22 protein-coding genes and 1 pseudogene are annotated in these 26665 nt (G+C 73.7%); 7 read left to right on the plus strand and 16 right to left on the minus strand.

Annotated features, from left to right (window positions below):
* Positions 1-119: 119 nt before the first annotated feature.
* Together IEY78_RS35050 and IEY78_RS29020 are read right to left on the minus strand one after the other, a co-directional pair.
* The gene (locus IEY78_RS35050; RefSeq protein WP_189103272.1) at positions 120-257 is read right to left on the minus strand and encodes a DUF397 domain-containing protein; all 138 of its coding nucleotides are present in this window, start codon (positions 255-257) and stop codon (positions 120-122) included.
* Positions 220-1176, minus strand: coding sequence for a helix-turn-helix domain-containing protein (locus tag IEY78_RS29020; protein ID WP_189103307.1), 957 nt, complete (start codon positions 1174-1176; stop codon positions 220-222). The genes IEY78_RS35050 and IEY78_RS29020 overlap by 38 nt, the downstream gene beginning before the upstream one ends.
* A gap of 324 nt (positions 1177-1500) precedes the next feature.
* Here IEY78_RS29020 and IEY78_RS29025 point away from each other — a divergent pair, with 324 nt between their 5' ends.
* A complete protein-coding gene (locus tag IEY78_RS29025; protein WP_189103274.1) occupies positions 1501-1821 on the plus strand; it encodes a hypothetical protein in 321 nt (106 codons plus the stop codon).
* 153 nt (positions 1822-1974) lie between these two features.
* On the opposite strand, the gene IEY78_RS29030 is transcribed toward IEY78_RS29025, so the two are convergent.
* The 4 genes from IEY78_RS29030 to IEY78_RS29045 form a co-directional block, all read right to left on the minus strand.
* The gene (locus IEY78_RS29030; RefSeq protein WP_189103276.1) at positions 1975-2967 is read right to left on the minus strand and encodes a malate dehydrogenase; all 993 of its coding nucleotides are present in this window, start codon (positions 2965-2967) and stop codon (positions 1975-1977) included.
* A gap of 423 nt (positions 2968-3390) precedes the next feature.
* On the minus strand, positions 3391-4497 hold the full coding sequence (locus IEY78_RS29035) for a helix-turn-helix domain-containing protein (protein ID WP_189103278.1): 1107 nt from the start codon (positions 4495-4497) through the stop codon (positions 3391-3393).
* Between the two features lie 433 nt (positions 4498-4930).
* Complete coding sequence (locus IEY78_RS29040) at positions 4931-5359, minus strand: DUF3017 domain-containing protein (RefSeq protein WP_189103279.1); 429 nt, start codon at positions 5357-5359, stop codon at positions 4931-4933.
* A 72-nt stretch (positions 5360-5431) separates the two neighbouring features.
* On the minus strand, positions 5432-6286 hold the full coding sequence (locus IEY78_RS29045) for a bifunctional methylenetetrahydrofolate dehydrogenase/methenyltetrahydrofolate cyclohydrolase (RefSeq protein ID WP_189103281.1): 855 nt from the start codon (positions 6284-6286) through the stop codon (positions 5432-5434).
* 241 nt (positions 6287-6527) lie between these two features.
* Between IEY78_RS29045 and IEY78_RS29050 the strand changes: the two genes are divergently transcribed.
* Positions 6528-7292, plus strand: a complete 765-nt coding sequence (locus IEY78_RS29050; protein ID WP_189103283.1) for an RDD family protein — start codon at positions 6528-6530, stop codon at positions 7290-7292.
* Positions 7293-7422: 130 nt separating this feature from the next.
* On the plus strand, positions 7423-7974 hold the full coding sequence (locus IEY78_RS29055; RefSeq protein WP_189103285.1) for a hypothetical protein: 552 nt from the start codon (positions 7423-7425) through the stop codon (positions 7972-7974).
* A 73-nt stretch (positions 7975-8047) separates the two neighbouring features.
* Here IEY78_RS29055 and purH read toward each other — a convergent pair whose 3' ends face one another.
* Together purH and purN are read right to left on the minus strand one after the other, a co-directional pair.
* Positions 8048-9646 carry a bifunctional phosphoribosylaminoimidazolecarboxamide formyltransferase/IMP cyclohydrolase gene (gene purH, locus IEY78_RS29060; RefSeq protein WP_373294266.1) on the minus strand — a complete coding sequence of 533 codons (1599 nt, stop codon included), beginning with the start codon at positions 9644-9646 and terminating at the stop codon, positions 8048-8050.
* 26 nt (positions 9647-9672) lie between these two features.
* Positions 9673-10329, minus strand: coding sequence for a phosphoribosylglycinamide formyltransferase (gene purN, locus IEY78_RS29065; protein WP_189103287.1), 657 nt, complete (start codon positions 10327-10329; stop codon positions 9673-9675).
* Positions 10330-10574: 245 nt separating this feature from the next.
* Here purN and IEY78_RS29070 point away from each other — a divergent pair, with 245 nt between their 5' ends.
* Positions 10575-11480 (plus strand): hypothetical protein, encoded by a 906-nt coding sequence (locus tag IEY78_RS29070; protein ID WP_189103289.1) that lies wholly within the window; start codon positions 10575-10577, stop codon positions 11478-11480.
* Positions 11481-11514: 34 nt separating this feature from the next.
* Here the strand turns inward: IEY78_RS29070 and IEY78_RS29075 are convergent, their stop codons facing one another.
* The gene (locus tag IEY78_RS29075) at positions 11515-13176 is read right to left on the minus strand and encodes a cell division protein PerM (protein ID WP_189103291.1); all 1662 of its coding nucleotides are present in this window, start codon (positions 13174-13176) and stop codon (positions 11515-11517) included.
* Positions 13177-13276: 100 nt separating this feature from the next.
* Between IEY78_RS29075 and IEY78_RS29080 the strand changes: the two genes are divergently transcribed.
* The gene (locus IEY78_RS29080) at positions 13277-14212 is read left to right on the plus strand and encodes an RNA polymerase sigma factor (protein WP_189103293.1); all 936 of its coding nucleotides are present in this window, start codon (positions 13277-13279) and stop codon (positions 14210-14212) included.
* Positions 14213-14412: 200 nt separating this feature from the next.
* Here the strand turns inward: IEY78_RS29080 and sucD are convergent, their stop codons facing one another.
* From sucD to IEY78_RS29110, 7 genes and pseudogenes are all read right to left on the minus strand, one after another.
* On the minus strand, positions 14413-15297 hold the full coding sequence (gene sucD, locus IEY78_RS29085; RefSeq protein WP_006603733.1) for a succinate--CoA ligase subunit alpha: 885 nt from the start codon (positions 15295-15297) through the stop codon (positions 14413-14415).
* A gap of 20 nt (positions 15298-15317) precedes the next feature.
* Positions 15318-16493, minus strand: coding sequence for an ADP-forming succinate--CoA ligase subunit beta (gene sucC / locus IEY78_RS29090; RefSeq protein WP_189103295.1), 1176 nt, complete (start codon positions 16491-16493; stop codon positions 15318-15320).
* Between the two features lie 635 nt (positions 16494-17128).
* Entirely contained in the window at positions 17129-18472 is a 1344-nt protein-coding gene (locus IEY78_RS29095) for a hypothetical protein (protein ID WP_189103297.1), read from the minus strand.
* A gap of 94 nt (positions 18473-18566) precedes the next feature.
* Positions 18567-19523: a hypothetical protein gene (locus IEY78_RS29100; protein ID WP_189103299.1), complete on the minus strand. Its 957-nt coding sequence runs from the start codon at positions 19521-19523 to the stop codon at positions 18567-18569.
* Between the two features lie 134 nt (positions 19524-19657).
* Positions 19658-20728: a VWA domain-containing protein gene (locus tag IEY78_RS34665; RefSeq protein WP_308426947.1), complete on the minus strand. Its 1071-nt coding sequence runs from the start codon at positions 20726-20728 to the stop codon at positions 19658-19660.
* A 270-nt stretch (positions 20729-20998) separates the two neighbouring features.
* Positions 20999-23446: pseudogene (locus IEY78_RS34670) on the minus strand (DUF5682 family protein); the annotation flags it as partial.
* Positions 23443-24609, minus strand: coding sequence for an ATP-binding protein (locus tag IEY78_RS29110; protein ID WP_229700234.1), 1167 nt, complete (start codon positions 24607-24609; stop codon positions 23443-23445). The pseudogene IEY78_RS34670 and the gene IEY78_RS29110, both read right to left, overlap by 4 nt.
* Positions 24610-24777: 168 nt before the next feature.
* On the opposite strand from IEY78_RS29110, the gene IEY78_RS29115 reads away from it, so the two are divergent.
* Positions 24778-26175, plus strand: coding sequence for an SWIM zinc finger family protein (locus IEY78_RS29115; protein ID WP_189103303.1), 1398 nt, complete (start codon positions 24778-24780; stop codon positions 26173-26175).
* A 124-nt stretch (positions 26176-26299) separates the two neighbouring features.
* Positions 26300-26665: DUF5691 domain-containing protein (locus tag IEY78_RS29120; RefSeq protein WP_444544924.1), on the plus strand; the 366-nt coding region annotated here is incomplete at its 3' end.

Consider the following 26665-nt stretch of genomic DNA (forward strand, 5'->3'; position numbering starts at 1 on the left):
CCGCCCCCGCGGCCTCGTTGGCACACGCATGAGGCGGCCGGACGCGGGGCGGTACGAGCCGCAGCATAGGGGAGCCGAGCACTCCGTGTCAGCGCGATAACCCAAGGTCGCGACGCGGGTCAGACGCCCGAGGGGAACTCCCCGTTCTTGACGGCGCCGACGAACGACGACCAGCCGCCCGTCGGGAAGACCAGCACCGGGCCGTTCGGGTCCTTGCTGTCACGGACGGGGACGGAGTCGGGGATACCGGGGGCCACTTCGATGCAGTTGCCGCCGTCGCGATCGCTGTAGCTGCTCTTCATCCAGTTGAGCGCCACTTCGATGCAGTCGCCGCCGTTGTCGCCGCTGTAGCTGCTCTTGGTCCAGGTCGCCGCGCTGAGTTCGGGCCTGTTCATGCTGCTCGTACCCCTCCATGACGTCGCTGATCAGAGCAGCGGACTCGTGGGCTGACAGAGCGTCCGCCCTGAGCACATCATAGGTCTGACTGTGGCGGGCGAAGACAGCTGGATCGTCGTTGAAATGCCCACTGTCCAGCGACTCCGAGTAGACCCACTGCTCTCCCTTCGGCAGGGTGATCAGCGTCATCGAGGTTTTGGGCCGGATGAGTTCAGGACGATGGGCCGGGGCGACCTGGATACGGATGTTGGGTCGTCGGCCCACGTCCAGCAGGTGTGCGCACTGACCGCGCATGACAGCCGCACTCCCCACCACGTTGCGTAGGCAGCTCTCATCCAGGACAGCGACATACAGGGGGCCGCCATCATCAAGGAAGCGCCCCTGTCGGCTGAGTCGTGCCCTGACGCGCTCTTCCGCCCTCTCGCTGCTCGCGAGGTCGGAGAACAGCCCCCACGCGTAGTCTTTTGACTGCAACAGTCCAGGCATCACTTGCGCTTGATACTCCCGCAGCGCCACCGCCTCGGCGTCCATCTTCGCCCGACGCTCGAACCAGTCCGGATGCTGCACCTCCGGATACCAGTCGATCCGCCCCCACAACCGCTCCAGCACTCCGCCCGTGCGCAGGATCTCGTCGCACTGCTTGGCGAACGTCTCCCCCGGGACGCGCGTGCCCGCCTCGACGCGGGCCACCTGGGAGCGGTCGCACGGGATCTTGAGCGCCAGCGCCTCCTGCGTGAGGCCCGACGCCTCCCGGAAGTGCTTCAGCACCTCCCCGAACACGGCGGCGTTGGTGGCGGCCGGTCCACTCGCGGTGGTGCGTCGTCGTCGGCTCACCGCATCCCCCTTTGTGCCAGATGGTGAGTGTCACGCGTCCGTCGTTGCGACTCGCGCTACGGGGCGCAACGCTGAACACACCCAACGTAAGGGGTTATTCGGCCGACCGTGCCGTCTTCCCACGCAATACCCCCGCGACGGGGATCAGCCGTCCGGGGGCGTGGCCACCAACTTCTCGGAGTCAATGAGCATGAACAAAGGTATCGCCCGGTTCGCCGCACGGCCGCCGCGCCTGCGGGAGCGGCCGCACGGAGCGGAGGCGGGCGCGTGATGAGTTACGACCGGGATGCCGCTCCCCTGTGGCCCGGGCTGCGCCTGCTGCCGTGGGAGGGCGAGGGCGGGAAGCCGTGCTTCCTGTCGGCGGACGGCGCCGACGGGGTGCTGGCCCGGCTGGCCGACGAGATCGAGGCGGAGCAGCTGTGCGACGGCGCCGATGTCCTCAAGGGCGCGGTGGCCGTGCTGGACGACGTCAAGGCGGGGGAACACGCGCTGCGGCTGGCGCTGCGGGCCACCACGCAGGCCTTCGGCAACGTGCTGCGCGTCGCCGACAGCCGGGGCGCGCGCCTGTCCGTGGCGTCGGGCGGTGACTGACCGGCCCGTATGACCGGGTCCCCATGGCCGGGCCCCTGTGACCGGGTCCGTATGACCGGGTCCATATGACCGAGCCCGCACGGCCGTTGTGGACCGTGCGGGCTCGTCGGTGCTGCGGTGCCGCCCCGCGCGCGGGGCGGCCGCGGCGGTGGGTCAGCCGAGGAGGCCGAGACCGCGGACGGCCTCGCGCTCCTCCGTCAGCTCCTTGACCGACGCGTCGATGCGCGCACGCGAGAAGTCGTTGATCTCCAGGCCCTGGACGATCTCGTACGCGCCGTCCTTGGTGGTGACGGGGAACGAGGAGATCAGGCCCTCCGGGACGCCGTAGGAGCCGTCCGAGGGGATGCCCATCGAGGTCCAGTCGCCGGCGGCGGTGCCGTTGACCCAGGTGTGGACGTGGTCGATGGCGGCGTTGGCGGCGGAGGCGGCCGAGGACGCGCCACGGGCCTCGATGATCGCCGCACCGCGCTTGGCGACGGTCGGGATGAAGTCCTCGGCCAGCCACTTCTCGTCGTTGACGGTCTCGGCGGCGTTCTTGCCGGCGACCGTGGCGTGGAAGATGTCGGGGTACTGGGTGGCCGAGTGGTTGCCCCAGATCGTCAGCTTCTGGATCTCGGACACCGGGGTGCCGGTCTTCTTCGAGAGCTGCGAGAGCGCGCGGTTGTGGTCCAGACGCGTCATCGCGGTGAAGCGCTCGGCGGGTACGTCCGGCGCGGCGGCCTGGGCGATCAGGGCGTTGGTGTTGGCCGGGTTGCCGACGACCAGGACCTTGATGTCGTCCGCGGCGTGGTCGTTGATGGCCTTGCCCTGCGGCTTGAAGATGCCGCCGTTGGCCTCCAGGAGGTCGCCGCGCTCCATGCCCTTGGTGCGGGGGCGGGCGCCGACGAGCAGGGCGACGTTCGCGCCGTTGAAGGCCTCGTTCGGGTCGTCCGAGATGTCGATGCCCTGCAGCAGCGGGAAGGCGCAGTCGTCGAGCTCCATCGCGGTGCCCTCGGCGGCCTTCAGGCCCTGCGGGATCTCCAGCAGGCGCAGCTTGACCGGCACGTCCGCGCCGAGGAGGTGTCCGGAAGCGATGCGGAAGAGGAGTGCGTAACCGATCTGGCCGGCGGCGCCGGTCACGGTCACATTGACGGGAGTGCGGGTCATGGCGATCTCCTGCGCGGTGTTTTCCGGGGGCAAGCCCCTGGACCACCATGGGTGGCGGTGGGTGTCCCTGCCCAGCTATCGAGGTCTCTTGGTATCGAGAGACCCGGCCGTCAGGCTATCGGACCCCCGCCCGCCCCCGGTGCCGGGCCGGTGTGGAACACCTCACCGGGTGCCCGGCGGAGTGCGTACGGCGGCCCGTGCCCGACTGTGCGGGGAGCGCTGCGAGACATTGCCCCGAAGGGGCGGCGGCCGCCCGCCTATGGAGGGGGGAGTGCGGGCGGCCGCCCAGTTGTGCCACACCCGTGGGGGGGTTATCCGTCGCTTGCCCGGGATCCCGGAGGGCATGCCTCCCGTCTTTCGGACATCCTCCGCGGGCGGTGTGAGCCCGTCCGGGAGGGCGCCGCGGCCCCGTCGGCCGGTGGCCTACCGGGGCGTCCTGGAGGGTGCGCCGGAGGGGCCCACGGCACCGGCCGCCGTCGTCGGAAGGGGCTGTGAGCAGCCCTTCAGGCCCGCGACGGTGGTCCCGCAGGCCGCGACCTTTGCCGGGTCCCCGGACACCGAGACCATCGGCGTGTAGGCGTCACCGGCCCGCTCGGCGCGCGCCGTGGCACGGTGGCCGCCGGCGCTGATGGTGGCTTGATCTCCTCGCGCGGCACGGCTGATCCGGGCCCAGGCGGTGTGGCAGACGGAGCTGTAGCGGACCTCGATCAGGGTGCGGCCCGCAAGCCCGCGGGACGGCGTGGTGGCGTGCTGCCCGCCGCACCCCATCGCCTCGGGGTCCTTGCCCACACAGCCGTCGCCGGTGCAGCGCACCCCGTTGGGCAGCGCCGGCTCCACGCTCGGCGCGGGGGCCGGGGCCGTCCGGGCCACCGCTTCCTTCTTGGCCGGCGCGGCGCCGGGGTTCAGCAGCAGGACACCGGCGACGGCCACCAGCACCGCGCCGGCCGCGCCGACCAGGATCATCGGGGTCCGGTAGCGGCGGCCGGACCTGCCCTCGGCGGGCGCCGGTTGCGGGGCCGGGGCCACCGCCTCCCAGCCGGGGAAGTCCGTACTGGAGGGCACCTGCGACAGCGGGGCGGTGCCGGGGTGGGGCGCGGGGGCCTCGGGGGTCCCGGACTTGCCTGCCTTCCCGGCTTTCGCGGCCTTCCCGGCCTTCTCGGACGGTGCGTCCGTCGCGGCCGGGTCGGGGTCCAACTCCCCCAGCGCGGCGCGCGCCTGCGCCACCCGGATCGCCTCCATGGTGACGTCCTGGCGCATCTCCGCCCGGCTCCAGGCGCGTTCGGCCAGCTCCCAGAGCGTGGTGAGGTGCGAGGGGTGGGCGCCGGTCTGCTCGGCGAGGGCGAGCACCGCGCGCAGCGGAGGCAGCAGCCGCCCGTTGAGGTAGCGCTCCCAGGACGTCTTGCTGTAGCCCGTACTGTCCGCGACGGCGGCCACGCTCAGCCCGCTGCGGTCGATGAGCCTGCGCAACTGCCCGGCGAACTCCCGCACCTGCGGATCGAGCTCTTCCGGCAGCGCCTTCCAGCGAGGCATTGCCTCCCCCTATCCCCCCGCTTACGTGCCAATGCGCGGCTCCCCCGGCCCGCCTCCTTGCTGCCCGCGGGCCGCCGCCCGGTCACGACGGCGGTCCCCGCTTGAGGGCGCACGGGAGCATCCGGACAAATGCCTCTGGTCCGAGCACACTCCGTGCCCCTGCAGTGTGGCATTTCCGGACGAGGCCCTACGAGTTCCGTGCGAATTCCAACAAGAATCGGTCAGGATTCGATAAAAAAGTGCAGTCCTGGCGCCGCGCGCGCTACCGGAGCGGCCCGCCCGCACTCACCGTTCCGCCCCGCACTCACCGTTCCCTCCGCGCCATCACGCGACGGCGGCCCGCCCCTCCCGGAGGAGGCGACGGGCCGCCGTCATCGCGATCCGGCCGCTGTCAGCGCGACCCCGGGCCGCCGGCACACGGCGGCGTGGGCGATCAGCGCACGGTGAAGTGGACGATGTCGTCCAGGAACGGGATGTGGATCCACGGCTTGGGCTGCACCATCAGCGACAGCATCACGATCACGAAGCCGAGCACCCCGTACGTCAGCATGTCCGTGAAGCGGGAGCGCACCGCCAGCATCCCCACCGACGGCAGCGCCCACCGCAGCACCGCGCCGCCCAGCAGCGAGAGCCCGATCACGATCGACCCGATGCGGAACGCGCCGAGTGCCACCAGCAGCAGCCCGACCGCGACCCCGCCCATCACGCTCAGCAGGGGCCACTGCCGGGCGGGCGCGGGGTAGCCGCCCGAGGCGGCCCGGCCGCCGCCCTCCGGGCGGGCGGTGTCGCGGGTCAGCGTCGGAAAGCGGCGCGAGGAGCGCTGCGGCTCGGAGGCCCCCTCCGAATGCGCTGTGGCAGCCATGGCGGGCAGTTCCTTCCGGTGTCCGGATCCGTCTGTCGAGGACAGGGTCTCAGGTCCTGGGTGCCGACGTCGTCAGCCGGCCGCGCGCTCGGCGGCCTCGACGACGTTGACCAGCAGCTGGGCGCGGGTCATGGGCCCGACGCCGCCCGGGTTGGGGGCGACCCAGCCGGCCACCTCGGTCACGCCCGGGTGCACATCGCCGACGATCTTGCCCGCCTCGTCGCGGCTGACGCCGACGTCCAGGACGGCCGCGCCGGGCTTGACGTCCTCGGGCTTGATGATGTGCGGCACACCGGCCGCGGCGACGATGATGTCCGCCTGCTTGAGGTGCGCGGACAGATCACGGGTGCCGGTGTGGCACTGGGTCACCGTGGCGTTCTCCGACTTGCGGGTCAGCACCAGCGGCATCGGGCGGCCGATGGTGATCCCGCGGCCGACGACGACCACGTGCGCGCCCTTGATCTCGACCTCGTGCCGCCGCAGCAGCTGGACGATGCCGTACGGGGTGCAGGGCAGCGGGCCCTCGATGCCCAGCACCAGCCGGCCCAGGCTCATCGGGTGCAGCCCGTCGGCGTCCTTGGCCGGGTCCATCAGCTCCAGGACGCGGTTCGCGTCGATGCCCTTGGGGAGCGGGAGTTGCACGATGTAGCCGGTGCAGGCGGGGTCCTCGTTCAGCTCCCGGACGACCGCCTCGATCTCCTCCTGGGTGGCGGTCTCCGGCAGCTCGCGCTGGATCGAGGCGATGCCGACCTGGGCGCAGTCGCGGTGCTTGCCGTTGACGTACCAGCGGCTGCCCGGGTCGTCGCCGACCAGGAGGGTGCCCAGGCCGGGCTGCACGCCCTTGGCCTTCAGGGCCTCGACACGGACGGTGAGCTCGGACTTGATGGCGGCCGCGGCGGCCTTGCCATCCAGAATCTGGGCAGTCATGCCGCCATTGTCCCGGATGAGGGCGGTGACCTTCCAATCAGGGCACCCCGGGACGTCCGTGGCCGGAATTGATCATTGCACTTGGACAACGGACAGCTACCCGAACTGGACAGAGTGAATGCGCAACTAGAAGGATTGACGCGCAGTGCCGCAGGCATCGTCGGGGGGTCGCCAGTGAAACCTGTATTTCCTCCACGTCACGCTGCACCGTCCCCATGGACCCAACGGAGGAAAACCGCAGATGAGTTTCGGTGACCCGAACAACCCGTACGGCCAGCAGCCGCCGCAGGGCCCTTATGGCCAGCAGCCGCCGCAGGCCCCCTACGGCCAGCAGGCGCCGCAGGGCCCGTACGGTCAGCAGCCGCCCGTCCCGCCCCAGGGACAGCCCGGCTACGGGTACCCCCAGCAGCCCCCGCAGCAGCAGCCGTACGGCTACCCCCAGCAGCCCGTTCCCCCGCAGCAGGGCTACGGCTACCCCCAGCAGCCGCCCTACGGCCAGCCGGGCATGCCGGGCATGGGGATGCCGACCGGGTACGCGAGTTGGGGCGCGCGGCTGTGCGCACTGCTCATCGACGGCCTGATCGTGGGCCTGGTGCCCGGCATCCTGTACGGCATCGCGGCCGGTATCACGGCGTCCTCCGTGAGCAAGGTCAGCACCTGCGCCTACGACGACACCCAGTGCCGGATGGACGCCTCGGCCGGACCGCCGGCGATCGTCTTCGTGCTGATCGCGCTGGCCGGCCTGGCGGCCATGGCGGCGGGCATCTTCATGCTCGTCAAGGAGGGCAATACCGGCCAGACCGTGGGCAAGAAGGCCATGAGCATCCGCCTGGTCCGCGAGGACACCGGGCAGCCGCTCGGCTTCGGCATGGCCTTCGTCCGCCGCCTCGCCCACTTCCTCGACAGCATCGCCTGCTACATCGGCTGGCTGTGGCCGCTGTGGGACGACAAGGCCCAGACCTTCGCCGACAAGGCCGTCGGCTCGGTGGTCGTCAAGACCCAGTAGGTGGTCGTCAAGACCCGGTAACGGGCGGGGTGTCACCCCGGTCCCGGTGCACCACTCGGTGAAGGCCCCCTCGCCACCGTGCGATCGGGGCCTTCGCCGCTCCCGTTCACGCCGCTTGAAGGACACGCTCGTGAGTTATCCCCCACAGAACCCCTACGGTCCCCCGCAGGGCCAGCAGCCCGGCTACGGCTACCCCCAGCAGCCCGCGCAGTACGGCCCCTATCCGGGCGGCCAGATGCCCGGCATGCAGCCGCAGTACCCGATGGCGATGCCCGGCGGGGTCAAGATCGCGCGGGCGCTCATGTTCGTGCTCGCCGGACTGAACCTCATCGGCCTGGTCGGCGCCGTGATCGGCCTGGGCAGCGTGAGCAAGGCCGCGCACCACACCTCGCCGTACGCCACCACGGACACGATGTCCATGCTGGACTTCGGCAAGGGCTTCCTGATCTTCGCCATCGTGCTGATCGTGATCTTCTCGGCGGTGGCGATCACGCTGGCCCTGCAGTGCGCCAACGGCGGCAAGGGCGTGCGGACCGGCGCCATCATCTTCGGCGTCGGCACCCTCCTCGTGAGCCTGATGACCTTTCCGCTCGGGCTGGCGCACACCGTCCTGGGCATCCTGGTCATCGCCTTCATGTCGAAGGACGAGAGCAACGCCTGGTTCGGCCGGCCGCGTTACTGACCGCCGCGACCGCACGGCGAAGGGCCGCACCCCGCGCGGGGGTGCGGCCCTTCGGCTTCGGTGACCCGACGGCTCAGTGGAAGAAGTGCCGGGTGCCGGTGAAGTACATCGTCACGCCGGCCTTCGCGGCGGCCTCCACGACCTGCTCGTCACGGACCGAACCGCCCGGCTGGACCACGGCCTTGACGCCGGCCGCGGTCAGGATCTCCAGACCGTCGGGGAACGGGAAGAAGGCGTCCGAGGCGGCGTAGGCGCCCCGCGCCCGCTCCTCGCCGGCCCGCTCGACCGCCAGCTTCGCGGAGTCGACGCGGTTGACCTGGCCCATGCCGACGCCGACCGAGGCGCCGTCCTTGGCGAGCAGGATCGCGTTGGACTTGACCGCGCGGCAGGCCCGCCAGGCGAAGGACAGCTCCGCCAGCTCGTCGGCGGACAGCGCCTCGCCGCTCGCCAGCGTCCAGTTCGCCGGGTCGTCGCCCGCCGCCTGGAAGACATCGGTGTGCTGGATGACCGCGCCGCCGGAGAGGAACTTCACATCGCCCGGCCGGGTCGGCAGACCCTCGACCTTCAGCACGCGGATGTTCTTCTTCTTGGCGAGGACCTCGACCGCGCCGGCCTCGTACGCCGGGGCCGCGATGACCTCGGTGAAGATCTCCGCGACCTGCTCGGCCAACTCGATGGTCACCGGACGGTTCACGGCGATCACCCCGCCGTACGCGGACAGCGGGTCGCAGGCGTGCGCCTTGCGGTGGGCCTCGGCGATGTCGTGGCCGGTCGCGATGCCGCAGGGGTTGGCGTGCTTGATGATCGCCACGCACGGCTCGTCGTGGTCGAAGGCGGCACGGCGCGCGGCCTCGGTGTCCACGTAGTTGTTGAAGGACATCTCCTTGCCGTGCAGCTGCTCGGCGTTGGCGATGCCGCCCGGCTCGCCGTCCGTGTAGAGCGCGGCGGCCTGGTGCGGGTTCTCGCCGTAGCGCAGGCTGCCCTTGCGCTCCAGGGTCTCGCCGACGAACTCCGGGAGGCCGTTGTAGGCGTCCTCGGGGGCGTAGCGGTCGGTGAACCAGGAGGCGACGGCAGTGTCGTACGCCGCGGTGTGCTGGAAGGCCTCCGCCGCCAGCCGCCGGCGATCGGCGAGCCCGAAGCCGCCGACCTCGACGGCCTCCAGGACCTCGCCGTAACGGGCGGGGTTGACGACGACGGCGACCGACGGGTGGTTCTTGGCGGCGGCACGGACCATCGAGGGGCCGCCGATGTCGATCTGCTCCACGCACTCGTCGGGGGTGGCGCCGGAGGCCACGGTCTCCCGGAACGGGTAGAGGTTGACGATCACCAGGTCGAACGGCTCGACCCCCAGGTCGGCCAGCTGCCGGCGGTGGTCGTCGAGGCGCAGGTCGGCCAGGATGCCGGCGTGCACCTTCGGGTGGAGGGTCTTGACCCGGCCGTCGAGGCACTCGGGGAAGCCCGTCAGCTCCTCGACCTTGGTGACCGGCACCCCGGCCGCGGCGATCTTCCCGGCCGTCGACCCGGTCGACACGAGCTGGACGCCCGCCGCGTGCAGCCCCTGCGCCAGCTCCTCCAGACCGGACTTGTCGTAGACGCTGACCAGAGCCCTACGAATGGGGCGGGCCTGCAAGGACCCCGATTGAGGGTGGTGGCGGGTGACGGGCGGGTGGATGGGCCGCGGAGTGCCTTCGGTGGCGGTCACGAGATACGTACCTTTCGTCCCTCAATGCGGTAGCCGTGCCGGGCCAGTTGCCCCACGACCTCGACGAGCAGCGATCGCTCGACTTCCTTGATGCGCTCATGCAGCGCGGATTCCTCGTCCGCCTCCCGGACCTCGACCACGCCCTGGGCGATGATCGGGCCGGTGTCGACCCCGTCGTCGACGAAGTGGACGGTGCATCCGGTGACCTTCGCGCCGTACGCGAGCGCGTCGCGCACGCCGTGGGCACCGGGAAAACTCGGCAGCAGCGCCGGGTGGGTGTTGACGGTCCGGCCGCCGAAACGGGCGAGGAACTCCTTGCCCAGGATCTTCATGAAGCCGGCCGAGACGACCAGATCGGGCTCGTACGCGGCGGTGGCCGCGGTCAGGGCGGCGTCCCACTCCGCGCGGCTGCCGTAGTCCTTGATCCGGCAGACGAACGTCGGCAGCCCCGCGGCCTCGGCGCGCTCCAGGCCGACGATCGCGCCGCGGTCGGCGCCGACGGCCACGATCTCGGCGCCGTAGGCCTCGGCGCCCTGCTCGGCGATGGCGTCCAGGAGCGCCTGGAGGTTCGTTCCGGAACCCGAGACGAGCACGGCGACGCGGGCCGGACGGCCGGGTCGGGCGGGCGGGGCGGGGGCTGGGGAGGAAGCCACGGCGGGGCTCTTTTCCGATCTCGCGTGCTTTGTGTGGTCATACAAGACTGCGGGTACCGCAGATCCGGGGAACCCTACGAAGGCGCCGACCGTCAGCAACGATACCGGCACACCGCGCGGCCCCCACGGGACGGGGGCGGGCACGGGAGGTAGCGTCAGGCGTAAGACTGCATGCAGTTCGTGGTAACCGGGCGCCGGTCGCGAAGGCCCGCGTACGGACGAGACAAGGGGAAGACGCACACCTGATGACGGACCGACGCCGCCGCGCGGCCCTCCCGCCCCTTCCCGCAGCGACCACCGGGTGGCACCCCCGGCCCACGACCGCGCCCGGGACGGTGCTGCTGCGTGAGGGCAAGCCGTCGTCCGCCTCCCCGGACTCCCCGGACTCCTCGGGGCCCGACCGCGACAACCCCTTCGCGCCGCCCCCGGCGGACGCCCCCGACCAGGAGTGGCGCCCCCGCCACCCCGACCCGCACGGATCGGGCTCCGGCTCCGACGGGCAGGACGGCCGGGACGAGAACGGGGAGCCGTCGAAGGACGACGCGGCGCCGAGCTGGGGCAGCCAGTGGAGCCCGCGGCAGCCGGGCCGCCAGAACGGCGGCTTCGGCACCCGGCCGGGCAGCCGCGGCGGCCCGCAGAGCGGCGGCCCCGGCGGCTCGGGCGGCTCCGGTGGCGGGCTGCGCTGGGACCCCACCGACCCGGCCCAGCGCCGGGCGCGCTATGCCCTGCTCGCCGGCATGTGGGCGTTCTTCTGCGTGCTGTTCAGCCTGCCGGAGATCTCCCTTCTGCTGGCCGCGCTGGCGCTCTACTGGGGGATCAGCTCCCTGCGCGCCAAGCCGGACTCCTCGAAGGCCACGGCCGAGGCGACCACCGCCGCCATGGAGGGCCGCCCCGCGCCCGCCACTCCCCCGGCCGGACAGCCCGGCGCCGCGTCCGCCCAGGGCAGCACCCGCCCGCAGGTCACGGCGGCGATCGCGGGCCTGGTGACCGCCTCGCTGGCGCTGATGATGGTGGCCGCGACCTTCACCGTGCAGATCGTCTACCGCGACTACTTCACCTGCGTGAACGACGCCCTGACCCAGTCGTCCGGCAAGTCCTGCGAGAAGCTGCTGCCCAAGGAGCTGCGCCCGCTGCTGAGCACGCGGGAGTAGCGGAAGCGGGCGGGAGCGGCGGGAGCGGGTGGGCTCAGGCGACGGCTCCGCCGGTGCCCGCCGGGGCGTCGGCCTTCTCCGCGGACCGGTCCTCGTCGTCGCTCGCCTCAGCCTTGCTCGCCCCGGCCCTGCTCGTCCCGGCCGGTGTGGCGGCTCGTTCACCGGCGCTCGTCGCGCCCGCGCTCTGCACGGCCATGGCGGCCTTCACGGCTGCGGCGCTCTTCACCGTCGCGGCAGTCTTCCCATGCGTCCATCCCGTCAGGCGGGCGGCGGGCTTCGCGCCCGTCGCCCCCTCCGGGCGCTCAGCTGCTTCCGGCTCGCCCCGCCCCGCGCCGTCCGCCCGCTCCGCACCGTCCGCCCGGTCCGCCCGCCGCCCCGTGTGCCGTCGCCAGACCCGTAGGGCGAGCGCGCCCGGGATGCCCGTGGCGGCGGTCCAGGCCGTCGCCGCGAGGCCCGTGCGCCACCAGCTCGGGCCGAAGGCGGCGAGTGCGCCGGTGCCCAGCGCGCCACCGGAGAGGCCGGCGAGCACGGCCATGGCGACGCCGCAGAAGCCGGCGCCCAGGGCCGCCACACAGGCCGTCGCCCACCAGGACCAGGGCGCGTCGTCGGTGCCGGGCGGGGGCTGCGCGGCGCGGGCCACCGAACGGGCCAGCAGCGCCCCCGCGATCAGCGGCAGCACCGCCACCGCCCAGGTCAGCGGGCCCCCCGGACCGGCGTCCGGTACCCCGCCGAGCAGCGGCAGCTGCGGCAGTACGGGATGTGCCGAGGTGCCCAGCGGGCCGACCGTGCTGCCCGCGCCGACCGTGAAGCCGGGCCCCAGGCCGTACGCGGTGCCCCATACGGCGGCGTTGGGGAGCAGCACCAGGCACAGCAGCAGCACCGTGGCGCGGCCGGCCCAGTCGGGCGCCAGGTGGAGGAGGTCCGCGCCCACCCGGTCCGCGTGCAGGACGAGCCCGAGGAGGGTGAGCAGGACGCCGGAGCCGAGCAGGGCGGCGAGGGCGAAGGCGGCGGCCCGGCCGGCGGCGGCGCACCGGGAGCCGCCGAGGAGCGTGCGCAGCCCGTCCGGCACCCGGGCGCAGGCCCGCAGGGCGCGCGCGGGCAGCAGATCGGCGCCGGGGTGCCGCAGCAGGCGCCAGGCCGTGGCGGCGAGCGTGGCGACCGCGGTGGCCGGGACGAAGAACAGCGCGCTGAGCGGCTCGGCGCTCAGCTCTCCGGCGCAGGCGTAGAGCAGCGCGCCGGCCGCGATGCACAGATAGCCGGCGAGCAGCGCCCCGAGCAGGGTGCGCGGCGCGACCGCGGTGGCGCCGGGGTCGTCGCCGGGCGCTTCCGGACGGCCGTCGGCCGCGGTCGCCAGGGCATGGCGGGCGGCCCGGTGCAGCAGCCGGACCGGCACCACCACGAGCAGCAGCGGGGTGATCCCGACCGGGGCCGGGATGCCGGAGCGGGTGGTGCGGACCAGGTCACCGCCGTGCGCCGACAGCCACAGATCGGCGGCGAGGTGCAGGGCCCGGGACGGGCCGCTGTCGGGTGCGGGTGAGGCGACCCAGAGCAGCAGGACGGCGACCGTCAGCGCGCCGAGCCCGAGGCCGGCGGCCGTCACACCGCCGAGGAAGGCCGCGCCGATCGCCGAGGAGCGCTGCGCGGCGGTTCTGCCGTGCGAGGACAATGCGGGGCCACGATCGGTGAACTGGCTCACGCGGCCATGCTGCCAACAAGAGGCGTTTCAGCCATGTACTGGCGACCTGCCCGACGTGTCGCGCCGCAGATGGCTCAGCGGGTTTTCCACACTGCTGTGTATGACTCCGCACGACCAGGCCACCGCCGCCTTCGACGCACTCCTCGCCCGGCACGCCGTCGCGCTGACCCGGCAGGCGTTCCTGCTCACCGGCCGGCCACGGGTGGCGGAGCGGGCGGTGGCGCGGGGGTTCCGGCGGGCCTGGCAGCACTGGCCGCGGGTCGCGGTGGACCCGGACCCGGCGGGGTGGGTGCGGGCCGAGGTCTACGAGTACGCGCTGACGCCGTGGCACCGGCTGTGCCCCGCGCTGCGCTGCGCCCGTACGCCGGACCCGCACACCGGGCGGGCCGAGCCGTCGGACCCGGAGCTGCTGGCGGCGCTGCTGAGCCTGCCGGCGCCGTACCGGCGGACGCTGGTGCTGCACGACGGGGTGGGGCTCGGGCTGTGCGAGACGGCGGCGGAGGTCGAGGCGAGCACCCCGGCCGCGGCCGGGCGGCTGGCCCATGCGCGCGAGCGGATCGCCGAGCGGCTGCCGGAGCTGGGGCTCGGCGGGCAGCCGCCGGCACGGCAGGGCGAGATCCTGCGGACCCGGCTCACCGCGCTGACGGCCGCGCAGCGGATGACGCCGCCCGCCGCGGCGCACGTACGGTCCGGGAGCGAGCGCAGCGCCGAGCGGACGACCCGGTCCGTGTTCGGGCTGACCGGGCTGCTCGCGCTGGTCACGCTGCTGACGATGGTGCTGGCGCCGGATCACCGCACGCCGCCGGACCGCTCGCTGTCGAGCGCGCCGCACGCCCCGGTGTCACCGGCCCGGCAGCCGGACGGGAGCGCACCCCGCACCACGGGCGCGCACGAGCCCGGCGGTCCGCGCCGCGAGCCGGGCGGTACGCACCGGCGCCACGGCGCGCACCGGCACGGGAGCGCACACCGCGGCGGAAGCGCGGCAGCGGCGCGCAAGCGGCTCCGGCAGGCCCGGCTGATGCCGGAAAGCCGTTAGGGGCTGCCGTGGGGGCCGTCGTTGGGGCCTGCTTCGGTCTCCCGTCCGCACCGACGGGCCCCGAACGCACCGCGCCGGCGCGGCGGAAGGATCTTCCGCAGCGCCGGCGCGGTGTCACCGGAGCGAGGGGGTCCGGCGGGATCGGGGGCGGACGCCGGGCGGGCGTCGCTCCGATCCGGCGGACCCGCCGGGTGGCGCAATCAGCCGCCGAGGATCTCGCGGGCCAGCCGCGCGGTCTCCGACGGGGTCTTGCCGACCTTGACGCCGGCGGCCTCCAGGGCCTCCTTCTTCGCCTGGGCGGTGCCGGAGGAGCCGGAGACGATGGCGCCGGCGTGGCCCATGGTCTTGCCCTCGGGCGCGGTGAAGCCCGCGACGTAGCCGACGACCGGCTTGGAGACGTTGGCCTTGATGAAGTCGGCCGCACGCTCCTCGGCGTCGCCGCCGATCTCACCGATCATCACGATCAGGTCGGTGTCGGGGTCGGCCTCGAACGCGGCGAGCGCGTCGATGTGCGTGGTGCCGATGACCGGGTCGCCACCGATGCCGACGGCCGAGGAGAAGCCGATGTCACGCAGCTCGTACATCATCTGGTAGGTCAGCGTGCCGGACTTCGACACCAGACCGATGCGGCCGGGCTTGGTGATGTCGCCCGGGATGATGCCGGCGTTGGACTGGCCGGGGGTGATCAGGCCGGGGCAGTTCGGGCCGATGATCCGGGTCTTGTTGCCCTTGGACTTCGCGTACGCCCAGAAGGCGGCGGAGTCGTGCACCGCGATGCCCTCGGTGATCACGACGGCCAGCGGGATCTCGGCGTCGATCGCCTCGACGACCGCGGCCTTGGCGAAGGCCGGCGGCACGAAGAGCACGGACACGTCGGCGCCGGTCTTCTCCATCGCCTCGGCGACCGAGCCGAAGACGGGCACGTCGGTGCCGTCGAAGTCGACGCTGGTGCCGGCCTTGCGGGGGTTCACACCGCCGACGATGTTGGTGCCGTCACCGAGCATCAGCTTGGTGTGCTTCATGCCAGTGGCACCGGTCATGCCCTGGACGATGACCTTGCTTTCCTTGGTCAGGAAGATAGCCATGGTTGTTGTGTCCTCGTCCTTTACTTAGCAGCCAGCTCGGCGGCCTTGTCGGCCGCGCCGTCCATGGTGTCCACGCGCTGCACCAGCGGGTGGTTGGCCTTCGACAGGATCTCGCGGCCGAGCTCCGCGTTGTTGCCGTCAAGACGCACGACCAGCGGCTTGTTGACGTCCTCGCCCTTGGACTTGAGCAGCTCCAGGGCCTGCACGATGCCGTTGGCGACCTCGTCGCAGGCGGTGATGCCACCGAAGACGTTGACGAAGACGGACTTGACGTCCGGGTCGCCGAGGATGATCTCCAGGCCGTTCGCCATGACCTCGGCGGAGGCGCCGCCACCGATGTCGAGGAAGTTGGCGGGCTTGACGTTGCTGTGCTTCTCGCCGGCGTAGGCGACGACGTCCAGGGTGCTCATGACGAGACCCGCGCCGTTGCCGATGATGCCGACCTGGCCGTCGAGCTTGACGTAGTTCAGGCCCTTGGCCTTGGCAGCGGCCTCGAGCGGGTTGGCCGCGGCCTTGTCCTCCAGCGCCTCGTGCTCCGGCTGACGGAACTCGGCGTTCTCGTCCAGGGAGACCTTGCCGTCGAGGGCGATGACCTCACCGCTGGCGACCTTGGCGAGCGGGTTGACCTCGACGAGGAGCGCGTCCTCGGCGATGAAGGTCTTCCACAGCGTGACCATCACGTCGGCGACCTGGTCGGCGACCTCGGCCGGGAACTTCGCGGCGGCGACGATCTCGGCGGCCTTCTCCTTGGAGACGCCCTCGTTGGCGTCGACCGGGATCTTGGCGAGCTTCTCGGGGGTCTTCTCCGCGACCTCCTCGATGTCCATGCCGCCGGCGACGGAGGCCATGGCCAGGAAGGTGCGGTTGGTGCGGTCGAGGAGGTACGAGACGTAGTACTCCTCGGCGATCTCCGGAGCGGTCTCGGCGATCATCACCTTGTGGACCGTGTGGCCCTTGATGTCCATGCCGAGGATGTCCGTCGCGCGGGCGACGGCCTCGTCCGGGGTCGCCGCCAGCTTGACGCCGCCGGCCTTGCCACGGCCGCCGACCTTCACCTGCGCCTTGACGACAGACTTGCCGCCCAGCCGCTCGGTCGCCTCGCGGGCTGCCTCAGGCGTGTCGATGACTTCACCGGCCAGCACCGGTACACCGTGCTTGGCGAAGAGGTCCCTCGCCTGGTACTCGAACAGGTCCACGCGCGTCCGTCCCTTGTCTTCTCAGAATCGCCGTAGTGATCGCGGATCGTTGTCCGCGATGGGCGTGCCGCGAAGGGCAACGTGACGGCGCTGTCACAGGGGAGGCGTACACGGTGTCCGGATACGCGGCATGTCCGTCCGGCAGGTTATCGCCGCGGGCCGTGAGCCCCTAAATCACAGATCACACTCCAGCGGTGATTACCATCACAGATCTTTGGATCAAGTTACGCCTTCTCGGGATATCCGCATGTCGGAGGCGAGGGGAAGGCGCCTGCCCTTTCGCGCGCGGCAGGGGGCGCTGCGGGCGCGCTGCGCGGGCCGGTCGGTGGCCGCTTCGGGGGACGGGGGTGGCGGTGGCGGACCACGGGGGCGAGGGGCGGGCGCAGGGCGCGGGGGCGAGGGGACGCGGGGCGAGGGGGCGAGGTGCGAGGGGACCCAGGCCTCAAGTGGGGGTAGGGATAGGAGTGGGGCCGGGTGTCGGGCTCAACTACGGCGTGCCGGTGCACTGTTGACGGGTTCCGGGAACGCCGAAGCCGGGCGGTCCTCCCCCACAGAGGACCGCCCGGCTGTTCACGGGTGTTCCGGTACCGGCCGCCGCCGCGGCCGGTGAACCGGGGTTACTGGCTCGGCGAGCCTCAGATGCCCTGCACCGGGAGGGCGGGCAGCGCCGGGATGTTGGCGGCGTTGGTGAGGTCGGCGAGGTCGGCCGGGACGGCGACGGCGTGGGTCAGGCCGGCCGGCACGGCGTCGGTCACGTGACCCGGGACGGCGGGCACGGCGGGCACCGACGGGAGGGCGACGGCGTGGGTCACATTGCCGGGCACCGACGGGACGGCGGGCACGGTCGGGACAGACGGCACGGACGGGACCGAGGGAACTGCCGGGACCGAGGGGAGCGACGGCACGGACTTGGCCGGCGTCAGGCCGCGCACGCCGGCGACGGTCTGGTGGGCGGTGCCCTGGGCGTCGGTCGCGACGACCGCGGTCAGGCCCTGCGCGAACGGGGTGGCGTCGGCGGCCACACCCTTCGCGAACGGGGTGGCGTGGCCCGCGACGCCCTTGGCGAACGGCACCGCGTCGGCCGCGACACCCTGCGCGAACGGCACCGCCTCGCCGGTCTCACCCTGCACGAGCAGCTGCCCGCGGCCGCCGACCGTGGTCACGAACGGGGTCGCCTGGCCGGCCGCGTCACCCGCGAGCTGACCGGCGTTGCCGACCGCGCCCTGGGCGACCGGGACGACCTTGACGACGACCCGGCGGGCGACGGGCGGCAGCACGTCGGAGGCGGCGTGGTCGACGACCGGACGGGCCGTGGCCAGACCGCCCTTGGCCTGGTTCGTCAGCTGCTCGGGGCGGACCCCCGCACCGGCGAGACCGGCCAGCAGGTTGTCGACCGAACCCGGAGCCTTGGGCAGCGCGGGGGCCTTGGGCAGCGCCGGGACGGCGGGCAGGCCGTCGCTGAGGCGGGCGGCCGGAATGCCGGTGGCGGGCAGTGCCGGGACGGCGGGCAGCGTGCCGTCGGCGAGGCGGCCGGCCCGGACCTGACCGGTGGCGCCCTCGGCGGTCTTCTTGACGGCCTTGACCGCCTTGGTCGCCTTGGCCGCCTTGACGGCCTTCTTCGCCTTCGTCACGTCGGCGGTCTTGCGGACCGCACCGGTGTCCGGGAGGCCCAGACCATGGGTCAGCTTCTGCACGCCGTCCGTCGCGGGCAGGTCCTGGGTCGACACCCCGCCGCCGAGCACGCCGGTGGCCTTGCCCGCCGTCCGCGCGGCGGTGTCGGTGACCTTCTTGGCGGCCTTGGTCGCCGTGCCGGTCACGTCACCGGTGGGCAGCTTCTTGGCGGTGTCGGTCACCGTGCCGGCGGACGGCAGGTCACCGGCGACGGGCAGTTCGGCGGCGTTGGCGGCGACGGAGCCCAGGGCCCACAGTCCGGTGGCGGCAGCGGCGACGACGATGGAACGGCGGATGTTGGAGCGCATGGAGGTGAAGTCCTTCGAATTCAGGAGGGGTGAAAGGGCAGACCTGTCCCGCCCCCGCGCGGCAGGTCCAGTTACAGACGCGGAGCGGTCTGCCCTAGCCCGGGAATTCGAGGATTTCTTCGGCACGCCGACGCGTCGGAGCGCCATCGGCCGTGCGGACGCCACCGGGCAGAAGCCGGAAGCGAAGGGAGTCCGCCGTATCGGCGGCGTGCTGGTCCCCGCCACGGGGGCCGTGGCCGTCGCCCGCGCTGTGCGAGGCGGGCGCCACCGGGCCCTGCGGGGACTGCCCCGGAAGGCCGTGGTGGCCCGGGTCCCGCTGCTCGTGGACGGTGGCCGAGGGGTGCTCGTCGGCCGCCGTGCGCGGGCCGTTGACGAGGTGGGCCGCCCGGCCCGTGCCCGCGTCGGCCTGCGTGCAGGGGCCGCGCTGACCGGCGGTCCGGTCGCCGTCCGGCGTACGGCCGTGCTGCTGCGCACCGCCGTCCCCGGGGTGGCCGGTGTGCTCACCGGACGGGAGGTGGACGGGCAGCGCGGCGCGGGCCGAGTCCCCGATCTCCCGTACGACGCGGCTCACCGGGCGGGTGAGGCGGCCGGTGGCCGATGCGGCCCGGCCGGTGGCGGGCCGTACGGTTTCGGCCACCTTGTCGGACGCGGTGTGGGCGCGCCGGGCCAGCTCGGCCCCGGACGCCTTGCCCTGCCGTGCCAACGTGGTTCCGGCGCCGGACAGTTGCTTCGCCCGGCCCGTCCGGTCCGCCTGGCCTGCCTGGCCTGCCTGGTCTGCTTCGTTCGCCTGGCCGGCTCGGTCCTTCGGGATCGCCGACCCGTCCCGGGTGGCGGCCCGGTCCGGGGTGGACGCCCCGGCGGCGGTCTCGGCCGGGGCGGTGAGCCCGGGCAGATCCGCCGTCCGCGTCCGGTCGACGGCATGGGCACCGGGACCGAAGGCGAAGCCGAGGGCGACGAAGCCCGCCAGGAAGAGCCCGGCCAGCAGTGCACGCCGCACGGCGACCGTGCGCGGCAGGCGCACGGCGGCAGGCAGGGCGAGCACAGCGGACAAGGAGGGGACCTTCCCATACGGACGGGGACGACCGGGCACACGGCCTCGGCGTCACGCGCGTCGCGGGCGATCGAGCGATGGCCTGATCCTTGCATGAGAAACCAGGTGCCACGCAAGTCCCGCGGACCCACCTGTCACCGTTGCTCCGCCATGTCCGGTATGGGCAGCGGGCGTTTCTCCAGGGCGGCCGCCATGACGTCCGGGAACAGATCGGGCGTACAGGCGAACGCCGGTGCATCCAGGGCCGCGAGAGCCGCCGCGTGCTCCCGGTCGTAGGCCGGGGCGCCTTCGTCGGACAGGGCGAGCAAGGTCACGAACTGCACTCCGGACGCCTTCATGGCGGCGACCCGCTTGAGCATCTCGTCGCGGATACCGCCCTCGTAGAGGTCGCTGACGAGCACGACGACCGTCTCCGCGGGGCGGGTGATCCGGGACTGGCAGTAGGCGAGCGCGCGGTTGATGTCCGTGCCGCCGCCGAGCTGGGTGCCGAAGAGCACGTCGACCGGGTCGTCGAGGCGGTCCGTCAGATCGACGACGGCGGTGTCGAAGACGACCAGACGGGTGTCGATGGCCCGCAGGGACGCCAGCACGGCGCCGAACACCGAGGCGTACACGACGGAGGCGGCCATCGACCCGGACTGGTCGATGCAGAGCACCACTTCCTTCCGCACCGACTGCGCGGCCCGGCCGTGGCCGATCAGCCGCTCGGGGACGACCGTGCGGTACGCGGGGAGGTAGTTCTTGAGGTTCGCCCGGATCGTGCGGTTCCAGTCGATGTCGCGGTGGCGCGGGCGGCTGATCCGCGCGGAGCGGTCCAGCGCGCCGGTGAGGGTGGCGCGGGTGCGGTGCGCGAGCTTGCGCTCCAGCTCCTCGACGACCGTGCGGACGACGGCGCGGGCGGACTCCCTGGCCCGCTCCGGCATCAGCCGGTTGAGCGAGAGCAGGGTCCCCACCAGGTGGACGTCCGCCTCGACGGCCTCCAGCATCTCCGGTTCCAGCAGCAGCGCGGACAGCCCCAGCCGGTCTATGGCGTCACGCTGCATCACCTGCACCACGGAGGACGGGAAGTACGTACGGATGTCGCCGAGCCAGCGCGCCACCCCGGGCGCCGAGGCCCCGAGCCCCGCCGTACGACGGCCGCCGTCGGCCCGCTTGCCGCCGTCGCCGCCCTCCCGGCCGTAGAGCGAGGCCAGCGCCCCGTCCATCGCGGCATCCCGCCCCCGCAACTCACACCCCGTCCCCTCCGCCCCACCACCCCCGAGCACCAGCCGCCAACGCCGCAGCCGTTCGGCTTCGGGGGTGATGGAGACGGGGGCCGGTGGAACGGGGTCGGTGGAGACGGGGGTGGCGGGAATGGGGGCTGCCGCGTTGGGCGTGGGGTGGGGGGTGGTGGCGGAGGGGGTCGGGGGCGTGGCGGTGGGGGGTGTGGCTGGGGTGGAGGTCGGGGCGGGTGCCGTCTGGCCGTAGGAGTCCTCCTCGCCGATGCCCAGGAGGAGGCGCAGTGTGGGGAGTGCGGCGGCGGCGCGGTCGCGGTCCAGGCCGGGGCCGAAGCCGGGGGCGGCGGCGTCCGGGGCGTCGCCGGGCGGCCGTTGGGACGGTGCCGTGGGCCCGCGGCGGATCAGCTCGCCGAGGGTGCGCCGCACGCCGGTCTCGTACTCGGCGAAGGTCCTGCGCAGCAGCGGCAGCACGTCCGTGAACGCCGCGTCCGGCACCCCGGTCAGCCAGCCGTCGACGAGGGCGAGCAGTCGCGCGTCGTGGACCAGCAGCATGCCGCCGTCCCCGCCGCCGGCGAAGCCCTCGATCCAGCCGGCGGCGTCGGCGGGCGGGGTGCCGGGCGAGAGGGCGAGCCCCATCAGCCGCGCGGATTCCTCCTCGCGCAACTCGCCGTCGTCCAGCAGGAGTCTGACGGCCCCGCCGCGGAGCAGCCCCGGCACGGCGTCCCGTGCGCTCACCGTGTGCAGGACGGCCGCCCACCGCGCCCGCAGGCCGTCGGGGGCGGGCCGCTGTCCGGGCTCCGGCCGGGCGAGCAGGCCCACCGCCTGATGGGTGGCGTCGAGCGGCTCGCGCATGGCGGCGGCGCCTTCGGCGTCCAGGCCCGCACAGGCCGGCGGCAGCCCGACGAAGACCCGCTCGGCCAGGCCCGTGGCGACCTCGCGGAGCGCCGCGGACTCCGTGCCGCGGACATCGCCGTACCGCACGGAGCGGACGAGGGCGGGCAGCGACCGGGCGAGTTGGCCCACGTCGGCGTCGAGCGCCGCGCGGTCGGCGAGGGCCTGCGTCACCACCGGCAGGGCGTCGGGGAGTTCGGCGAGCAGGCAGTGTTCGGCGAGCGTCGTCACCCCGGCCAGCGTGGCGGCCTCGGCGGCTTCGGACACGGCCTTGGCGGTGGCGGCCGAGAGCACCGTCGTGCCCCAGATACCGGCCTCCGCGACCCGGACCGAGAGTTCGGGCTCCCAGCGCAGCCGCCAGCTCTCCCGGAAGGTGCCGGTGCCGGCGCGGGAGCGGTCGGGCTCGCCCCAGGGGATGCCGAGCAGCCGCAGCCGGTGCAGCAGGCGGCTGCGCGCGGCGTCGGTCTCCTTGCGCAGATCCAGCTCCAGCACCCGCTCCGCCGCCTCCGGGGTGAGCCGGAGCGTGCGCCGGATACGGGCGATGTCCCGCTGCAACGGGACCGCGGGGGCGTCCTCGGGGACCTCGCCCAGCACCTCGCCGACCACCAGCTTGTCGCGGATCAGCACGGACGGGGCGTCGGAGCCGTCGCCCATGACGGCCCGGACCGCGTCCTCCAGTTCCGTCAGCCCGGGCAGCGGGCGGCCGCGCACCGTGGCCAGCCCCTCGGCGAGCCGCACCGCTTCGATGACATGCGCCGACGAGACGGCGTAGTCCTCCTCCCGGAGCAGTCCGGCGACCTTGGTCAGCCAGCGTTCGACGGGACGGTCGGGGGCGCTGAAGAGATGGCCGTACCAGCCGGGTGCGGCGACACCGGCGCCGTAACCGCTGTGCCGGGACAGGCGCCGGTACGTCCAGGGCACCCAGGTCACCGTGGCCTTCACCTTCGGCAGGCCCTTGAGCAGCTGCCGGTCGGCGGTGAGGGTGGTGCGCCGCGTCAGGGCCGGGACGTGCCAGGCTCCGCACACCACGGCGATGCCGTCGCCGAACTCCTTGCGCGCGGCCCGCAGTCGGAGCCGCATATGGGCCTCGCGCACCGGATCACGGTCGTGCCCGCCGTCGCCGTAGGTCTCCCGCAGCGCGCCCATCGCCTCGGCGAGCGCCGCGAACGGCGCGGCCGCGTCGGGCTCCTGGCCGCACCCGGCTTCGGGCCCCTGCTCGCCACCGCTGTCGGGCTCCTGCTCGCCGCCGCCTCCGCCCGGCGCGCGGGAGGTACCCCCGCCGCGGTGCTCGACCACGTCCTCCCACCAGCGCTCCGGGTCGTCGTACCCGGCCGCCTCGGCCAGCACCCTGATCGGGTCGACCCGGACCCCGGCCGCGGCATCCCCGCCCCGGGCGGGCCCGGAGGCGCCTTCCCCGGGCTCCTCGTCTCCTGGGTCTCCGGGGCCTCCGGGCTCTCCGGGCCGCTCGCCGTCCGCCGCCTCCTCGTCCTCCCCCATGGCCAGAGAGTGGGCCGCGGGCAGATCGATGAAGCGGACCGGGACGCCGTGCCGCAGGGCCCAGCGCATCGCCACCCACTCCGGGGAGAACTCGGCCAGCGGCCAGAACGCCGCGCGCCCGGGGTCGTCCTGCGCGTGGGCGAGCAGCGCGACCGGCGGCCGCATGTCCTCCCGGGCGGCCAGCGGCACCAGTGCGTCCGCCTCCGGCGGGCCCTCGATCAGGACCGCGGCGGGGGTGTACCGCTCCAGGGCGGCCCGCACCGCCCGTGCCGATCCGGGGCCGTGATGCCGCACCCCCAGCAGCAGCGGCCCGGTCATGCGCTCACCTCACGGCAGGCGCGGTAGAAGTCCTTCCAGCCGTCGCGCTCGCGCACCACCGTGTCCAGATACTCCTGCCAGACGACCCGGTCCGCGGCCGGGTCGCGGACCACGGCGCCCAGGATGCCCGCGGCCACGTCCCCGGAGCGCAGCACGCCGTCCCCGAAGTGGGTGGCCAGCGCCAGGCCGTTGGTCACCACCGAGATGGCCTCGGCCGTGGAGAGGGTGCCGGAGGGCGACTTGAGCTTGGTGCGGCCGTCGGCGGTGAGGCCGGAGCGCAGCTCGCGGAAGACCGTGACGACCCGGCGGATCTCGTCCATCCCCTCCGGTCCGGCCGGGAGATCCAGCGAGCGCCCGATCTGCCCGACCCGGCGCGAGACGATGTCCACCTCCTCCTCCGGGGTCGCGGGCAGCGGCAGCACGACGGTGTTGAAGCGGCGGCGCAGCGCACTGGAGAGTTCGTTGACGCCGCGGTCGCGGTCGTTGGCGGTGGCGATCAGGTTGAAGCCGCGGACGGCCTGCACCTCCTGCCCCAGCTCGGGGACCGGCAGAGTCTTCTCCGACAGGACCGTGATGAGCGAGTCCTGGACGTCGGCGGGGATGCGGGTCAACTCCTCGACGCGGGCGGTCATGCCCTGCGCCATCGCGCGCATCACGGGGCTGGGGACCAGGGCCTCGCGGCTGGGGCCGTTCGCGAGCAGCTGGGCGTAGTTCCAGCCGTAGCGGATCGCCTCCTCGGGGGTGCCGGCCGTGCCCTGCACCAGCAGGGTGGAATCGCCGCTGACGGCGGCCGCCAGATGCTCCGAGACCCAGGTCTTGGCGGTGCCGGGCACGCCGAGCAGGAGCAGCGCGCGGTCCGTGGCGAGGGTCGTCACCGCGACCTCGACGATCCGGCGCGGGCCGACGTACTTCGGTGTGATGACCGTGCCGTCCGCGAGCGTGCCGCCGAGCAGATAGGTCGCCACCGCCCACGGCGAGAGCCGCCAGCGCTCGGGCCGCGGCCGGTCGTCGGCCGCGGCGAGGGCCGCCAGCTCCGCCGCGAAGCTCTCCTCGGCATGCGGTCGCAGCACCGCCCCGCCGGCGGCTTCCGCTGCCGCCCCGCCCGCCGGATTCCCGGTCGCGACCGCCGCGCCGTCCGCCGCACCGAAGCTGTTCCCGGACATGATTCCCCCTCGTCTCGCGTCCGCCGGCCGCACCGCGGAAACCGCTGTCGGCCGCCTGCGGGATCAAGCCTGCACCAGACCACTGACAACGCCCCGAAAACCGTCCCTGAGCTGCGAGTTCGGGATCGGACGGCGGGATTGTCAGTGGCGCGTCGTAGCGTCGGTGACATGAATCCGCAGGGGGAACGCTGGACGACGGATCAGGTGCGCGCGCTGGCGCCTGACGAGGCCTCGCGCAGGGCGGGCGGCAGGCTCGCGGCGCCCGGGCCCTGGTCGGAAACGGGCGCGGACGACGCCGCGGTGTGGGGGCAATGCAAGGGCAGCGGCAAGACGCCGTACCGCACCGTGGTGGACCTCAACGGACCGGCATTCAGCTGTAGTTGTCCGAGCCGGAAATTTCCGTGCAAGCACGCGCTGGGGCTGCTGCTGCTCTGGGCGGGCGAGGCGGGGGCGGTGGCGGCCGGGGAGCCGGCGCCGTGGGCGGGCGAGTGGCTGGCCGGGCGCCGCGAGCGCGCCGGGCGGTCCGCGGGTCCGTCTGCGGGTGCGGGCGCGGCGTCGCGGGCGCCCGCCGACCTGGAGGCGGCCGACCGGCGGGCCGCCCGGCGGCTGCGGCGGATCGGTGCCGGTGCCGTGGAGCTGGAGCAGCGCCTGGAGGATCTGCTGCGGTCCGGCCTGGCCTCGGCCGGGCACCCCGGAGGGGGCGCCTCCCGCCCGGGCGGTACCGGCGGCGGGGGCGGCTCCTGGGACGAGACCGCCGCCCGCATGGTCGACGCCCAGGCGCCCGGACTCGCCTCACGGGTACGCGAGTTGGGCGCGGTGGCGGCGTCCGGCCCCGACTGGCCGGCCCGGCTGCTGGAGGAGTGCGCCCTGCTGCACCTCCTCGACCAGGGGTTCCTCGGCCTCGACCGCCTGCCGGCCCCGCTCGCGGCGACGGTCCGCTCCCGCGTGGGGCTCACCACGGAGGCGGCCGGCCTGCTGACCGGTCCCGAGGCGGCGACGGTCCGGGACCGCTGGCTGGTGCTCGCCCAACAGGACGGCTCCGAGGGCACCTTGTTCACCCGAAGGATCTATCTGCGGGGCGAGCGGACCGGCCGGATGGCGCTGCACCTCTCATTCGGCGGCGCCGGCCGCCCGCCGGAGCTCGCCCTACCGCCCGGCCTGGTCCTCGACGCGGACCTCGCGTACTACCCCGGTGCCCGTCCGCTGCGCGCCGCCCTGGGCGAGCGGCACGCCCCGGCCGCCCCCGGGCCGGTGCCGCCCGGCTGCGGCATCGATGCCGCGCTGACCGCGTACGGCGATGCGCTGCGTGACGACCCGTGGCTGGACTCCTGGCCCGTGGTGCTCAGCGATGTCACCCCGATACCGGGCCGCGACGGGGCGGGCTGGCAACTGGCCGACGCGGACGGGGAGTCGGCGCTGCCGCTGGATCCGCGCTCCTGCGGCGGCGCGGGCCGCTGGCAGCTGGCCGCCATATCGGGCGGGGCGCCGGTCACCGTCTTCGGCGAATGCGGCCACCGCGGCTTCCGGCCGCTGACCGTCTGGGACCCCACCCCGGTGTCCCTGTGACCCGCACCCCGGCCCCGACCACCCCGGCTCCCCGCCCTCAGCGGAAGCCGTCCCCACTCACGCGACCGATCTCCCCGACGCCACTACTGACGCCGCTGACGCCACCGATGCCTGGAGGACGGGCATGACGAGCACCACCCCCACCCTGAACGGCACGCACAACAACACCTCACCCAACACACCCACTTCACCCACCACCTCCTCCTCACTCACCACCCCCACCTCTGCCTCTTCTCCCGCCACATCCACCTCAGTTACCTCACCCGCCGCGCCCAGCCCGGCCGCACCCAGCCCCACCGCACCCGGCTCGCCCGCCCCCGCCACCTGGCCCGCCCTCGTGAGTGCCGCGCTGCTCGGCACCGAGCGCCGGACCCCGCCGGTGGCGATGCGACCGGGGCAGAGCGGTGCGGCCGCGCTCCTGGACGAGGCCGCGGTGAGCACGGTGCGCCGGCGCGCTGCGCTGCGCCCCGCGCCGGCCGGCGAGCGCCCC

The sequence above is a fragment of the Streptomyces kronopolitis genome, from assembly GCF_014646275.1.
Classification (GTDB): domain Bacteria; phylum Actinomycetota; class Actinomycetes; order Streptomycetales; family Streptomycetaceae; genus Streptomyces; species Streptomyces kronopolitis.

Bases quoted from the DNA above. Each gene is read 5' to 3' on its own strand.
- IEY78_RS29025 (WP_189103274.1), top strand. From the start codon at position 1,501: ATGAGTTACGACCGGGATGCCGCTCCCCTGTGGCCCGGGCTGCGCCTG.
- IEY78_RS29030 (WP_189103276.1), bottom strand. From the start codon at position 2,967: ATGACCCGCACTCCCGTCAATGTGACCGTGACCGGCGCCGCCGGCCAG.
- IEY78_RS29035 (WP_189103278.1), bottom strand. From the start codon at position 4,497: ATGCCTCGCTGGAAGGCGCTGCCGGAAGAGCTCGATCCGCAGGTGCGG.
- IEY78_RS29040 (WP_189103279.1), bottom strand. From the start codon at position 5,359: ATGGCTGCCACAGCGCATTCGGAGGGGGCCTCCGAGCCGCAGCGCTCC.
- IEY78_RS29045 (WP_189103281.1), bottom strand. From the start codon at position 6,286: ATGACTGCCCAGATTCTGGATGGCAAGGCCGCCGCGGCCGCCATCAAG.
- IEY78_RS29050 (WP_189103283.1), top strand. From the start codon at position 6,528: ATGAGTTTCGGTGACCCGAACAACCCGTACGGCCAGCAGCCGCCGCAG.
- IEY78_RS29070 (WP_189103289.1), top strand. From the start codon at position 10,575: ATGACGGACCGACGCCGCCGCGCGGCCCTCCCGCCCCTTCCCGCAGCG.
- IEY78_RS29080 (WP_189103293.1), top strand. From the start codon at position 13,277: ATGACTCCGCACGACCAGGCCACCGCCGCCTTCGACGCACTCCTCGCC.
- sucD (WP_006603733.1), bottom strand. From the start codon at position 15,297: ATGGCTATCTTCCTGACCAAGGAAAGCAAGGTCATCGTCCAGGGCATG.
- IEY78_RS29095 (WP_189103297.1), bottom strand. From the start codon at position 18,472: ATGCGCTCCAACATCCGCCGTTCCATCGTCGTCGCCGCTGCCGCCACC.
- IEY78_RS34665 (WP_308426947.1), bottom strand. From the start codon at position 20,728: ATGGACGGGGCGCTGGCCTCGCTCTACGGCCGGGAGGGCGGCGACGGC.
- IEY78_RS29110 (WP_229700234.1), bottom strand. From the start codon at position 24,609: ATGTCCGGGAACAGCTTCGGTGCGGCGGACGGCGCGGCGGTCGCGACC.
- IEY78_RS29115 (WP_189103303.1), top strand. From the start codon at position 24,778: ATGAATCCGCAGGGGGAACGCTGGACGACGGATCAGGTGCGCGCGCTG.